The following is a 14,149-nucleotide window of genomic DNA, read 5'->3' as shown; positions in this document are numbered from 1 at the left end:
GCAACTCTCCATTATTTGTTGAAAAAATATGACTAATGGTTTGATTGCACACTGCCATATAAGGTTTGATATAAGCCTTGTTGTTCAACCAACTCTCCATGCGTACCTGTTTGTGTAACTTGACCATCTTCAAGTACATAAATCAGATCGGCTTGTTTTACCGCTGACAGTCGATGGGCGACTATTAACGTGGTTCGTCCTTGTAAGAAGTCTGTCAACGCTTTGTGTAATGCCGCTTCTGTTGCGGTATCCAGTGCGGAAGTTGCTTCGTCAAGAATAACAAATTTTGGGTTACTCAAGACCATTCGAGCAATCGCTAAACGTTGTCGCTGTCCACCAGATAAACGAATACCACTGCGGCCAATTTGTGTCTCTAAGCCGTCGCTGAGTTGTTTGATGACGTCTTGCATTTGGGCTATTTCGAGTGCACGCCACAATTGTAAGTCATCAAATTCAGCGCCCAAGGTCAGATTATGCCTTAAAGTATCATTAAAGAGTATAGGCTGTTGTAATACCACAGCTATTTGTTCACGAATAATCTCAAAACTGATATCTTCGCAGTTCTCTCCATTAAAGCAGATAGTACCGGAATCCGCTTGATACACACCAATAAGCAGTTGAATCAAAGTTGATTTTCCTCCGCCACTAGCACCAACCAGAGCCACTTTTTTACCGGCTGGGATTGTCAGAGAGAGATCATCTAGTATGTGCGCTTCGGCGTTGTACGAGAAATTGACCTTATCAACCACGACTTCGACTTCGCGATCATCATTAAACGGATTAACCTTACTGACAGGGCGAGCTTCCTCTTCTAAGTCAAGTAGGGCATTGATCCGTTTTAAAGCGGCTTTAGCGCTATACCAAGAGAATTGAACCCCAAGTAACTCTTGAACCGGAGAGAGCATAAACCATAAATAACCGAAGACAGCGAATATTTGACCGATAGTGAGGTCGCTAAACAGCACCATTAACATTGCGACTGCGCGAAACAGTTCAAAGCCGAGTAAAAACAGCAAGAAAGAGACGCGTCCCGCCGCTTCTGATTGCCAGGCGTATTTATCTGCATCAATTCGTATTTGATTGGCTTGCTGCTTTAGTTGATGAAGAAATTCTCGTTCACGGTTGGCTGCGCGAAGCTGATAGATGCCATCTAAGGTTTCAACCAAACGATTCTGGAACTGTTCAAAAGATTGATTTTCACGCTTTTTAAGGTGTTTTACTTTGCTACCAAGTTTGCGAGAAAAGTAAATAACGATGGGGTTAACCAATAAAATAAATAAACCCAAGCGCCAGTCAAGCCATAATAGTACGCCAGCTGTGCCCAAAACGGTGAGCAAACTTATTAAGAATTTACTTAACGTCGAGCCAATAAACTGGTCGATCGTTTCAATATCAGTGACCAGATGGGCGTTCACGCCACCACTGCCGCGCGTTTCATACTGACGGATACTGATTCGTCCCAACTTATCAATCATTTGACTACGCATCTGATAAGTGATGGTTTTGGAGACAAGAGTAAATTGACGACTTTGCAAAATGTTGAGTGCTTGGCTTACACTGCGCATTAAGACAACCAACATCAACGTTAAGAAAATATAACCAGTCGGCGTTTGCATGGAGTCAGGCAAAAGGCGGTTCATTGCTGCAAGCCCTTGCCCCGGTTGATTGAGCAGTACCTCATCAACCATCAAAGGCATTAATAGTGGGATTGGCACGCTGATCAAGGTCGCAATCAATGCGATAATATTGGCAAAGATCAGCTTAGGTTTATGCTTTTTTACTTGAGTTATCAACCAAGAACGGCTAATAGTGTTGGGATTGTCAGTCATTATAATGAGAATGCTTACTATTTATTCTTTGTGCGTATTGTACGTAGATTCATGATAGAAGTCTCCAGTTTCAAATGGAAGTAGTATGAAAATAGAACATTATCAACGCTTAACTAAGCAAGTCATCGCGTTAATTGAGTCTGAACAGGATCTTATTGCGAATTTAGCCAATATAAGTTCTGTATTGAATATGGAGCTTGAACAACTCAATTGGGTAGGTTTTTACCTAATGCAAGGGGATGAACTAGTTTTAGGACCGTTTCAAGGCAAACCCGCGTGTGTGAGAATTCCACTTGGTCGCGGTGTTTGTGGTACCGCTGCGGCGACCAATACCGTACAAAGAGTTGAAGATGTACATCAGTTCGATGGACACATTGCGTGTGACGCGGAAAGCAACGCCGAGATCGTGATTCCGTTCTCTATTAATGGCCAAGTGGTAGGCGTACTCGATATTGATAGTCCAAATGTAGGTCGATTTAATGAAATTGATCAACAAGGGCTGGTATTTTTGATGGGTGAAGTAGAAAAGCTGCTTAATTCACACGCTATCAAGGCATAAAATGATTATTGAGTGTGGTTTTTCGCTTGCAGGTCACTATAATACCTCAAATATTTGTACTAAATGCTCGCGGACAAGCCGCAATAACCAGGAATCCTCATGGAAAACACTGAAAAGTTAAAAAACAGCAAAGAAGTTATCGCGTACGTTGCTGAATGTTTCCCTAAGTGCTTTACTTTAGAAGGTGAAGCAAAACCACTTAAAATTGGTATTTTTCAAGATCTTGCGGAGCGTCTATCTGACGACCCGAAAGTTAGCAAAACTCAACTTCGTGCAGCGTTAAGACAGTACACATCATCATGGCGTTACCTACACGGAGTAAAGCCTGGTGCAGTTCGTGTAGATTTAGATGGCAATCCAGCAGGCGAGCTTGACGAAGAGCATGTTGAACATGCAAAAGCAGCACTAGCTGAGAGCAAAGCGAAAGTACAAGCTCGTCGTAAAGAGCAAGCACAAAAAGCTCGTGAAGAAGGCAAAGCGAAAGCTAAGCCAGCGGCGAACAAGCCTCAAGGCCGTCGCCCGCAACAAAATAAAGTACAAAAAGCCAATAAGCCAGTAGAGACTCGCGCTCTGACTGCTGACGATATGACAGTCGGTAATCAAGTAAACGTTAATATGGGCAAAGGAAATATGGCTGCGACTATCGTTGAAATCAATAAGGAAGATGTGCGTGTTCAACTGCCTAACGGCCTACAAATGGTTGTGAAAGCGGAGCACTTGCGCGCTTAAAGGAGATACTCCTACGCATGAAATGCCGTTCAAAATTGTCGCTGATTGCTGCTAGCTTCTGGCTAGCAGCGTCTACCGCTAACGCGTTAGAGGCAAAAATCAGCTTAGAGGACTTACCCGTCCTCTCTTCCGAAGCTCAGCATGAGACCGCAAGCAAACGTGTCACATCGCGCTTTACTCGATCCCACTATAAACACTTCTCACTTAACGATCAGTTCTCTCAAGCCATTTTCGAACGTTATCTCGAAATGCTCGATTATAATCGCAATATTTTTACTCAAGCAGACATCGCCACGTTAAATAAATGGTCTACGTTGATTGATGACCAATTGAAATCTGGTGACAATCAGATGGCGTTTGATGTTTATAATCTTTCGATCAAACGTCGTTATGAGCGCTTCCAATATGCACTTCGCCTTCTCGACAAAGAGATGACCTTCGACACAGATGAGTTCATTGAGTTAGATCGAAGTAAAGCGGCTTGGCCAAAAGATACCGCTGAGTTAGATGAATTGTGGCGTAAGCGCGTTAAATACGATGCGCTCAATCTTAAACTCACAGGTAAAGAGTGGGATGAGATAAAAGAGATGCTCGGTAAGCGTTATAACAATGCGCTTAAGCGTCTTAGCCAAACTCATAGTGAAGATGTTTTCCAACTCTACATGAACGCGTTTGCGCGAGAAATCGATCCTCACACCAGTTACCTGTCCCCTCGTAGTGCTGATCAGTTCCAAACCGAGATGAATTTGTCGCTTGAAGGGATTGGAGCGGTGCTACAAATGACCGACGATTACACTGTCATCCGTTCACTTGTTGCTGGTGGCCCGGCTTCAAGCAGCAAACAATTGGCTGAAGGTGACCGCATTATTGGTGTCGGGCAAGATGGTGAAGATATTGTGGATGTGATTGGCTGGCGTCTTGATGATGTGGTACAGCTAATCAAAGGTCCAAAAGGCACCAAAGTTTATTTGCAGATTTTGCCTGAAGGTAAAGATGCCAAAACCGAAGTGATCACTATTGTTCGCGATAAGATCCGTTTGGAAGATCGAGCGGTGAAATCAGAAGTTATCGAAAAGGATGGCAAGAAAATCGGTGTGCTGGAAGTTCCAAGCTTCTATGTAGGACTCGCAAAAGATACAGACAAACTTATCACTGAGCTAAAAGCGCAAGGTGTTGACGGTATTATTGTCGATCTACGTAATAATGGCGGTGGTGCTTTAACTGAAGCCACCGCGCTTTCGGGCTTGTTCATTACCAGTGGCCCTGTTGTTCAAGTGCGTGATAGCTACGGTCGTGTCAATGTTAATAGTGATACTGATGGTGAAATCAGTTACGACGGGCCAATGACCGTGCTGGTTAACCGTTACAGTGCCTCGGCCTCTGAGATCTTTGCTGCGGCAATGCAAGATTACGGTCGTGCATTGATTGTTGGTGAAAACTCGTTCGGGAAGGGGACAGTGCAGCAGCACCGTTCTCTTAATCATATTTATGATTTATTTGATAAAGAACTCGGCTACGTGCAGTACACCATCCAAAAGTTCTATCGTATCGATGGTGGTAGTACGCAAAATCGTGGTGTGACACCCGATATTGCCTTCCCAACTGCAGTTGAACCGAGTGAGACTGGTGAAAGTGTCGAAGAGAATGCGCTGCCTTGGGATAGTATTGAACCGGCTAAATATCAAGTGTTACAACGTAACCCTGTTCAAGTTGAACAATTAACAGCGGCTCATCAGGCTCGTATTGTTCAAGATCTCGAATTTGGTTTTATTGCTGAAGATATTGCCAAATACAAAGCAGAGAAAGACGACAATGGATTGTCTTTGAATGAGAAGGCACGCAAGGCTGAAAGTGAGCAGGCGGATATTCAACGCTTGGCGCGAATTAATCAGCGTCAAAAAGCGATGGGCGAAGTTTTATTTAAAACGCTTGATGATGTTCCGAAAGATTATCAAGCCCCAGATGCTTATCTGGATGAATCCGTCGCAATCATGGTCGATATGGTGAAATCCTAGTAATATCATCCAGTTATCAAGCGGGCTTAATGAGCTCGCTTATTTTTTGCCAATAATTAATGTGATTTAGATCAATTTTTTTAGCGTATTATTGGCATGGCGCCTAAGCTTAAGAAAAAGAGTATGGAGCGCGCTATGAGATTGATGGCCTTATTTTTACTTTTGTTCAACTGTAGTGTGTTTGCAGAACAGGCGCGCGACAATAGCGATTTAACCCAATTTGATCAGCCATTTTTACTTGGTGATTGGTATTTGGTCAATACACACCCAGAACAATCGCAAGAAAAGTTTTTAGCGATTAAACTCTCACTTAACTCCAACTACAGTTTTAAAATCGATATACAAAAGCATGATTACACCGTCGATCATTGGGAAGGTTTGTATACGGCCAATGACGATACCATTATTCTCGGTCTAAATAGTGATGAGCCTCAGGTTTATCAATATTCTGCCAATCATAATTTACTTAACCTCAATGGTGTCACCTTCACCAAAGCGTTATCTAATTCCCTCGCAGGAATGTGGTCCAGTGCTCAATTGGCAGGTGATGATATCGACTCAAATGATGTCAATCGGCTCGATTTGATCTTACAGCCTGATTTTGTCTTCATGTTTCGAGTCAGTAATGATGAGGGTGATGAGGCTGTTCATCGAGGTGTGTACTATACCGAAGATGAACATTTGGTGTTGTTATACGAAAATGGTGAGCACGAAACTAAATACACCCTTAATCGAGATATCTTGACGTTAGAAATGGAGGAAGGCGCCCTCTATGCGGTGTTGAACCGTATACGATAAGTCATAACTAATTAGCGTGAACTGTGACGATATTCTAGACAAATTGTTTGAGTTCGACATCATCTGTAGACAAAAAACGAGGTATTTCTTAGCGGAACCTCGTTTTTTTGTATCGAGACAGGTAAGCTAATACGTAATGATTCGACGTCTTTACGACGCGAGTTCAAACTGCACAAGCAGTGCGCTATTCATCTCTAATTAGTCAGAAGGATTTAGACATGGCTCAGACTCCACAAGCCAAATACCGCAAAGACTATCAGTCTCCATCGCATACCATCACTGATATCGATTTGACCTTTGATCTTTACGATAACCAAACAACGGTTAGCGCCGTTTCCCGCGTTAAACAGCTAAAAGAATCAACAACTATCCAGCTTGATGGTGAAGCATTAACGCTAAAAAGTATTCATGTTAACGGTGAAGCTTGGAGTGCTTTTAAACAAGTCGAGGGTAGTTTAGAAATCAATCAACTGCCTGAAGAATGTGAGCTAAAAATAGTGACTCTCATTGATCCCGAAGCTAATACCGCATTAGAAGGGTTGTACAAATCAGGCGGTGCATTCTGTACCCAGTGTGAAGCAGAAGGTTTCCGCCGTATTACTTATTATCTCGATCGTCCCGATGTATTGGCGAAGTTCACAACCAAAGTGATTGCTGATAAAAGCCAATACCCTTATTTACTAAGTAATGGTAATCGTGTTGCCCAGGGTGAACTTGAAAGTGGTCGACATTGGGTTCAATGGCAAGACCCACATCCGAAACCAGCGTATTTGTTTGCTTTAGTGGCTGGCGATTTTGATGTCCTACGCGACAAATTTGTTACTCAATCTGGGCGTAACGTTGATCTCGAAATATTTGTTGATAAAGGTAATTTGGACCGCGCGCCACATGCGATGACGTCACTCATTAATTCAATGAAATGGGATGAAGAACGCTTTGGCCTTGAGTATGACTTAGATATCTACATGATTGTTGCGGTCGACTTTTTCAACATGGGCGCGATGGAAAACAAAGGGCTCAATATCTTTAACTCTAAATTTGTTCTCGCCAATGAAAAAACCGCGACGGATACCGACTACCTGGGTATCGAAGCGGTTATCGGTCATGAGTATTTCCATAACTGGACAGGTAATCGTGTGACATGTCGAGATTGGTTTCAGTTAAGTCTTAAAGAAGGTCTAACGGTATTCCGCGATCAAGAGTTTTCTTCTGATCTAGGTTCTCGTGCGGTGAACCGTATTAATAATGTACGTATTATTCGTGGTCCTCAATTTGCTGAGGACGCAAGCCCGATGTCACATCCGATCCGCCCAGAAAAAGTGATAGAGATGAACAACTTCTACACTTTGACCGTGTATGAGAAAGGCAGCGAAGTCATTCGTATGATGCACACTCTATTGGGTGAAGAAGGTTTCCAAAAAGGCATGAAATTGTACTTTGAGCGCCATGATGGGACAGCAGCAACATGCGAAGATTTTGTCGCGGCGATGGAAGATGCGTCAGGTGTTGATTTAACACAATTCCGTTTATGGTACAGCCAATCGGGGACACCAACGGTTAGCGTGTCGAGTGAGTACAATCAGGCGGCGAAAACTTACACGTTAACGATTGAACAATCCACGGAACCGACACAAGATCAGGCAGACAAACAACCGCTACATATTCCATTCGACGTTGAGTTGTACACGAATAACGGTGAAGTGATTGAGTTACAATGTAACGGAAATCCAATCAATAATGTACTCAGTGTCACCGAGGCCAAGCAAAGCTTTGTGTTTGACAATGTTACCGAGCAGCCTATCCCTTCATTATTACGCGAGTTTTCGGCCCCAGTAAAACTTGAATATGACTACAGCGACCAAGAGCTCATTTTCTTGATGGTTCATGCACGCAATGAATTTGCTCGTTGGGATGCAGGACAAATGCTGTTGGCAAAATACATTCGTGATGGCGTAGCAGACGTGCAAGCACAACGAGACGTTGCATTGCCGCCAGCAGTGGTTGATGCCTTCCGTGGTGTACTATTATCCGATCAGCTGGAGCCAGCATTTATTGCCGAAATGATGGCCTTGCCAAGCCATAACGAAGTGATGGGATGGTATAAACAAGTAGATATTGATGCAATTGCTCAAGTGTTGAAAGCGTTCAAAGTGATTTTAGCGACTGAACTTGAAGATGAATTGAGTGCGCTATATCACAGCTTAAAACAAGCCGATTACACGGTTGACCACGCATCGATTGGTCAACGATCGCTACGTAATAGTGCGTTGGGCTTACTTGCGTATACTGCGCAGGGTAACCATTTAGTGAAAACTCAGTATAACAGTGCCAATAACATGACAGACACTATTGCCGCGATGAGCGCAGCCAATAGTGCTCAGCTGGCTTGTCGTGAGTCATTGATGGCTGACTACAGTAACCAGTGGAAGCACGATGGCTTGGTGATGGATAAATGGTTTGCACTCCAAGGTGCTAACCCAGCTGAAAATGCGCTTGAGGTGATAAAGCAAACCATGAGTCACGAGGCATTCAGTCTGAAAAACCCCAACCGTACCCGTAGCTTAATAGGGTCGTTTTTGAATATGAACCCGGTCCGTTTTCATGCCAAGAGTGGTGAAGGGTATCAGTTTGCTGGGGAAATTCTACGTCAACTTAACAGCAGCAACCCACAAGTGGCATCGCGTTTAATTGATCCATTACTTAAGTTTGCTAAGTATGATGAAACGCGTCAACTACTTATCAAGCAGCAGTTAGAAGAGTTACGAGCAATGGATAATCTTGCTAACGATCTATTTGAGAAAGTGAATAAAGCACTCGAATCTTAATCAAGCGCAGTAAAACAGTAGTACCTTTCGGTGCTACTGTTTATTTATACAGTCATCTTGAGGCTCAGCCAATAACGTTACTTTTTTAACCAATTTATGAACCATTATTATTTTACTCTCAATATTTCTTATCAAACTTTCTTGTCACACTACAATGGTGTCGCAAGCAACATTTTAGTCATAACTGACAGTGGGTTACGCTTGCAATTACCTGCATCTCGTTTCAGGCCTTTTGTTAGTCAAATTGGTTTAAAAGGGCGCTTCAGATTAACAACTGACCAAAAACATAAGTTTATAAAGCTGGAACTTCTGTGAGCAACTGATTTTATAGAAGTTTAAATAGAACCTTAGTCACAATATCAAACATTTCACCTCTTACTACTCCCAAAAGAATTAACTATTTATCAATAAAGCTTTTACAATGAAGCGGCATTACCCGTGTTAAGCACTATGCTTACAACATCCCTCAAAAATACATACAATTCTAATTGTGGAGTGTGATTATGACCGCGCGTGAAACATTGATGCCGGTTCTGCTTGAAAAAGTTTACAAGCTTATTCAAGACAAACTCGAGCTTGCTCATCAACCCCTAGTCACCCAACTTGCTCAACATCTCTTTAGCAACATTTCTCAAGACGATCTTATCGAACGTAATGAATCGGATCTGTATGGTGCCGTTATTTCTTTATGGCACCATATTAATGAGAAAAAAGCTGATGAACTCTCTGTCCGAGTTTTTAACCCGACGGTAAGTCGCCAAGGTTGGCAATCTACTCATACCATTGTTGAGATTGTGGTGCCCGATTGTCCCTTCCTAGTCGACTCAGTAAAAATGGCCTTAAGTCGTTTAGATCTTTCATCACACTTAATGCTCCACGGACCGACGCAAATTGATCGCACTGGAAAGGGAGAGATTGTTTCAATCAATGCTGGAGAGGGCGCACTACAGTCTCTGTTCCACATTGAGGTTGATCGCCTTAGTGATAAAGAAACTATGGCATCACTTAAGCAAGAGTTGTTAAGTATTCTTAATGACGCAGGACTGGTTGTTCAAGACTGGTTATTGATGGTCGAAAAACTTGAGCAAGTGACCTCAGTGGTCGAAGCTCAAAAGGGCAAAATAGCGATCGAACGTGATCGTTATGATGAATCTATCCAGTTCCTACGTTGGTTAGGTGATCATAACTTTACCTTTATGGGTTACAAAGAGTATGACTTAGTGACCGTTGATGGCGATGCTGAACTAAGGCCAACGCCTGATAAAGGCTTAGGCTTATTTGCTAATCGAGAACGAGTGCGTACCGTTAATCTTAACGACTTTTCCGACTCAGCGCGTCTTGAAGTAAAGAAACCTTTCTTGCTGATTGTGACTAAAGGCAATCGCCCATCAAGAATTCATAGACCTGCGTACACGGATTATATCGGTATTAAGAAATTCGATGAGAATGGCAAAGTTATTGGTGAACATCGCTTTACTGGCCTATATACCTCAGCGGTGTACAACCAGAGTGTGGCGGATATTCCACTTATTCGTGAAAAAGTGGAGCGAATTCTTAACACGAGCGGTTACCGTGAAGGCTCGTACTCTTTCAAAGCACTGCACAATATTCTTGAAAACTACCCCCGTGACGAACTTCTACAAGCGAAAGAAGATGAGTTACTTGAAGTGGGAATGGGTGTTGTCCAGATGCAAGACCGCGATCTATTGCGCCTCTTTGTGCGTAAAGATCCGTTTGGGCGCTTCTTCAGCTGCATGGTTTATGTAACGAAAGATCGTTATAACACCGAGCTTCGACGCCACACCCAGCGCATTCTCAAACAGTATTTTGGCTGTCAGCAAGAAGTGGAGTTCACCACTTACTTTTCTGAGAGTCCGTTGGCTCGCACACATTACATTGTTCGTGTTGATAATAACAATATGGACGTTGACGTTAAAACGATTGAGCAAAACTTAATGGAAGCATCTTCAACTTGGGATGATCGTCTATCCGAAGCGATCGTGGCAAATTTTGGTGAAAGTAAAGGCCTACCGCTCTCGAAAGAGTATTTGCGTGCTTTCCCTCGCTCCTACAAAGAAGACGTTTTGCCTGGTTCAGCAGTGGCAGACATTGAGCGTTTAGAGAAGCTCAATGATGACGACAAGCTGGGCATGTTGTTTTACCGTCCACAAGAATTAGGCGCTGATTCTAAATCAGTGAGACTCAAGCTATACCACCGTGACGAGCCTATCCATCTATCCGATGTGATGCCAATGCTAGAAAATCTCGGTTTGCGCGTTATTGGTGAATCGCCATATGAAGTGCGTAAGGCCAATGGTCAAGTCTATTGGATTTTAGATTTCTCGATGCTGCATAAGAGCGACAAAACCGTCGATCTTCGTGAAGCTCGTGATCGTTTCCAACAAGCATTTGCCGCCATTTGGGCGGGTGAACTCGAAAGTGATGGCTTTAACCGCTTAGTATTAGGTGCTTCATTAACGGGGCGCGAGATTTCTATTCTTCGTGCTTATGCTCGTTACATGCGTCAAGTCGGTTTCCCATTCAGTCAACAATATATTGAAGACACCCTTAGTCATTATCCAGAATTAGCCAAAGGGCTGGTGGAATTATTTGCTAAGCGCTTTGAGCCAAAATCTAAGGGTAGTCAGAAAGGTCAAACCGATCTGATCAATAAGATGGCAGAGCAGCTAGATCATGTTGAAAGCTTGGATGATGATCGAATTATTCGCCGCTACATGGAAATGATCACGGCGACGTTACGTACCAACTACTATCAAGTCGACGACAATAAGCAGCATAAACCTTGGCTAGCACTCAAAATGAAGCCAAGTGAAATCCCTGATATTCCGCAACCTGTACCTGCATTTGAAATATTCGTTTACGCACCCGACATCGAGGGTGTTCATTTGCGTGGTGGAAAAGTAGCTCGCGGTGGCTTGCGTTGGTCGGATCGCCAAGAAGATTTCCGCACCGAGATTTTAGGCTTGGTGAAAGCGCAACAAGTAAAAAACACCGTCATTGTTCCGGTTGGTGCTAAAGGTGGTTTTGTCTGTAAGCGTCAACATACGTTCAGTGGTCGCGATGAAATCTTTGCTGAAGGTCAGCGTTGTTATAAACGTTTTATCCGCGCGCTGCTTGATGTATCTGACAACATCATTGAAGGTGAGGTGGTACACCCAACCGGTGTGGTGCGTCATGACGAAGACGATCCGTATTTGGTCGTTGCCGCTGATAAGGGGACAGCAACTTTCTCTGATTTAGCTAACTCTGTTTCAGCAGAGTATAACTTCTGGCTAGGTGATGCTTTTGCCTCCGGTGGCTCTAACGGTTACGATCATAAGGCCATGGGGATCACGGCGAAAGGTGGCTGGGAATCGGTTAAGCGTCATTTCCGTGAAATGGGCATCAACTGTCAAACCACCGACTTTACTGCGATTGGCGTGGGTGACATGGCGGGTGATGTATTTGGTAATGGTATGTTGCTTTCTAAGCATATTCGCTTGCAAGCCGCATTTAACCATATGCACATCTTCATTGATCCAAACCCTGATTCAAAGTCTGGTTGGGAAGAGCGTAACCGTTTGTTCAATCTGCCTCGTTCAAGTTGGGAAGATTACAATCCAAAACTTATCTCACAGGGCGGTGGTATTTTCTCACGTCGTGCAAAATCGATTGCCTTGACGCCAGAAATCCAAAAAATGCTCCGTACTAAGAAAGCATCAGTAGCACCGAATGATCTGATTAAGATGATCCTTTCGATGAAGGTTGATCTACTTTGGAACGGCGGTATTGGTACTTATGTTAAAGCGTCAACTGAAACTCATACCGACGTAGGTGACCGTGCCAACGATGTATTGCGTATCGATGGTCGTGATCTGAAAGCGAAAGTGATCGGAGAAGGCGGCAACTTAGGTATGACTCAGCTCGGTCGTATTGAATATGCTCTCAATGGTGGCCGTGTTAATACCGACTTCGTTGACAATGTTGGCGGTGTAGACTGTTCGGATAATGAAGTAAACATTAAGATCTTTTTAAATGGCTTGGTTGCAAACGGTGATCTTACCGTTAAACAGCGCAACAAGATCCTTGAGTCGATGGAAGAAGAAGTGGGCGAAATCGTTCTTGATGATGCCTACTGCCAATCCGAGTCAATCTCTGTGACTGAGCAGCAAGGTACGTCACTGGTCAAAGAACAAATTCGCTTTATTCATGCAATGGAGAAAGCGGGCTATCTTGATCGTGCCTTAGAGTATATTCCTGATGATGAAACACTATTAGAACGTGAAAAACAAGGGATGGCACTTACTCGTCCTGAGCTGTCAGTGCTTGTGGCTTACGCTAAAATGGTATTGAAAGAGCAGTTAGTTCATGAAGACATTGCCAATGACGATTTCCATGCCGAGCAGTTAACTAACTACTTCCCAACCGAGTTACGCCGTAACTATTCTCAGCAGATGAACAACCATCCGTTGAGAGCAGAAATCATTGCGACAGCACTTGCTAATCAAATGGTTAACGAAATGGGATGTAACTTCGTTACGCGTCTGCAAGAAGAGACTGGGGCAAACGTAATCGATATTTGCAATGCATATGCCGCATCTCGTGAAATATTTGGCCTAGGTAAAGTGTTAGAACAGGTCCGTGCGCTAGATAATGAGGCTACAACTCAAGCACAATACAGCATGATCTTTTATGTGCGTCGTACTCTACGTCGTTTGTCACGTTGGTTATTGCGCAACCGCAAGGGTAAACAGTCAGTTAAAGCCCTAATTGAGCTTTATCAAGCTGATGTTGATACTATCAAAACACATCTTGATCAGATGCTGGTTCCATCGGAAGTTGAAGAACATAACGATATGGCACAAGCGTGGATCGAACAGGGAATTAGTACCGAACTGGCGAATTACGTTGCTCGTCTTTCTAGCCTCTACTCAGCTCTGGACATATCAACCGTGTCTCGAGAGGCAGGAAAAGGAATTGAGAAGACCGCAAAATTGTACTTCAACCTTGGTGATCGCTTGTCGTTGCATTGGTTCTTGAAACAGATTAACGGCCAAGCGGTCGATAATAACTGGCAAGCTCTTGCACGTGCTGCATTCCGTGAAGATCTCGATTGGCAACAACGTCAATTGACAGGTCAGGTGTTAAACTGTGCTTGTGAGCCTGAAGATTTCGATGTGATGAAAGCATTAGATGACTGGATTGTGGCCAACGAAATGTCGTTGCACCGTTGGGAAAATATCCTCAACGAATTCAAAGTCGGTTCAGTACACGAATTCGCTAAGTTCTCTGTTGCACTGCGTGAACTCATGCTGCTTAACTTAAATTGTTCAGCCAATGAGTAAACGATTGCTTTAATTCGTTGAATTTTTCGGTAAAACATTGAATAATACA

8 protein-coding genes are annotated in these 14,149 nt (G+C 43.4%); 7 read left to right on the top strand and 1 reads right to left on the bottom strand.

Annotation, left to right across the window (positions count from 1 at the left end):
- Window positions 1–32 precede the first annotated feature (32 nt).
- Window positions 33–1,829 (bottom strand): ABC transporter ATP-binding protein, encoded by a 1,797-nt coding sequence (locus CDZ87_RS04350; RefSeq protein WP_100752339.1) that lies wholly within the window; start codon window positions 1,827–1,829, stop codon window positions 33–35.
- An 85-nt stretch (window positions 1,830–1,914) separates the two neighbouring features.
- On the opposite strand from CDZ87_RS04350, the gene CDZ87_RS04345 reads away from it, so the two are divergent.
- The 7 genes from CDZ87_RS04345 (at window position 1,915) to CDZ87_RS04315 (ending at window position 14,100) form a co-directional block, all read left to right on the top strand.
- Entirely contained in the window at window positions 1,915–2,388 is a 474-nt protein-coding gene (locus CDZ87_RS04345) for a GAF domain-containing protein (protein ID WP_100752338.1), read from the top strand.
- Window positions 2,389–2,487: 99 nt separating this feature from the next.
- Complete coding sequence (gene proQ, locus CDZ87_RS04340; RefSeq protein WP_100752337.1) at window positions 2,488–3,117, top strand: RNA chaperone ProQ; 630 nt, start codon at window positions 2,488–2,490, stop codon at window positions 3,115–3,117.
- Window positions 3,118–3,134: 17 nt separating this feature from the next.
- Window positions 3,135–5,132: a carboxy terminal-processing peptidase gene (gene prc / locus CDZ87_RS04335; RefSeq protein ID WP_100752336.1), complete on the top strand. Its 1,998-nt coding sequence runs from the start codon at window positions 3,135–3,137 to the stop codon at window positions 5,130–5,132.
- A gap of 135 nt (window positions 5,133–5,267) precedes the next feature.
- Window positions 5,268–5,930, top strand: a complete 663-nt coding sequence (locus CDZ87_RS04330; protein WP_100752335.1) for a hypothetical protein — start codon at window positions 5,268–5,270, stop codon at window positions 5,928–5,930.
- Between the two features lie 218 nt (window positions 5,931–6,148).
- The gene (gene pepN / locus CDZ87_RS04325; protein WP_100752334.1) at window positions 6,149–8,755 is read left to right on the top strand and encodes an aminopeptidase N; all 2,607 of its coding nucleotides are present in this window, start codon (window positions 6,149–6,151) and stop codon (window positions 8,753–8,755) included.
- Between the two features lie 96 nt (window positions 8,756–8,851).
- Complete coding sequence (locus CDZ87_RS04320; RefSeq protein WP_100752333.1) at window positions 8,852–9,070, top strand: DUF2835 domain-containing protein; 219 nt, start codon at window positions 8,852–8,854, stop codon at window positions 9,068–9,070.
- Between the two features lie 188 nt (window positions 9,071–9,258).
- A complete protein-coding gene (locus CDZ87_RS04315; protein WP_100752332.1) occupies window positions 9,259–14,100 on the top strand; it encodes an NAD-glutamate dehydrogenase in 4,842 nt (1,613 codons plus the stop codon).
- Window positions 14,101–14,149: the final 49 nt, after the last annotated feature.

It is taken from the genome of Vibrio salilacus, from assembly GCF_002811245.1.
In the GTDB taxonomy this organism is placed as follows: domain Bacteria; phylum Pseudomonadota; class Gammaproteobacteria; order Enterobacterales; family Vibrionaceae; genus Vibrio; species Vibrio salilacus.
This window is presented reverse-complemented; position numbering and strand designations above follow the sequence as displayed.

Bases quoted from the DNA above. Each gene is read 5' to 3' on its own strand.
- CDZ87_RS04350 (WP_100752339.1), bottom strand. From the start codon at position 1,829: ATGACTGACAATCCCAACACTATTAGCCGTTCTTGGTTGATAACTCAA.
- CDZ87_RS04345 (WP_100752338.1), top strand. From the start codon at position 1,915: ATGAAAATAGAACATTATCAACGCTTAACTAAGCAAGTCATCGCGTTA.
- proQ (WP_100752337.1), top strand. From the start codon at position 2,488: ATGGAAAACACTGAAAAGTTAAAAAACAGCAAAGAAGTTATCGCGTAC.
- prc (WP_100752336.1), top strand. From the start codon at position 3,135: ATGAAATGCCGTTCAAAATTGTCGCTGATTGCTGCTAGCTTCTGGCTA.
- CDZ87_RS04330 (WP_100752335.1), top strand. From the start codon at position 5,268: ATGAGATTGATGGCCTTATTTTTACTTTTGTTCAACTGTAGTGTGTTT.
- pepN (WP_100752334.1), top strand. From the start codon at position 6,149: ATGGCTCAGACTCCACAAGCCAAATACCGCAAAGACTATCAGTCTCCA.
- CDZ87_RS04320 (WP_100752333.1), top strand. From the start codon at position 8,852: ATGAACCATTATTATTTTACTCTCAATATTTCTTATCAAACTTTCTTG.
- CDZ87_RS04315 (WP_100752332.1), top strand. From the start codon at position 9,259: ATGACCGCGCGTGAAACATTGATGCCGGTTCTGCTTGAAAAAGTTTAC.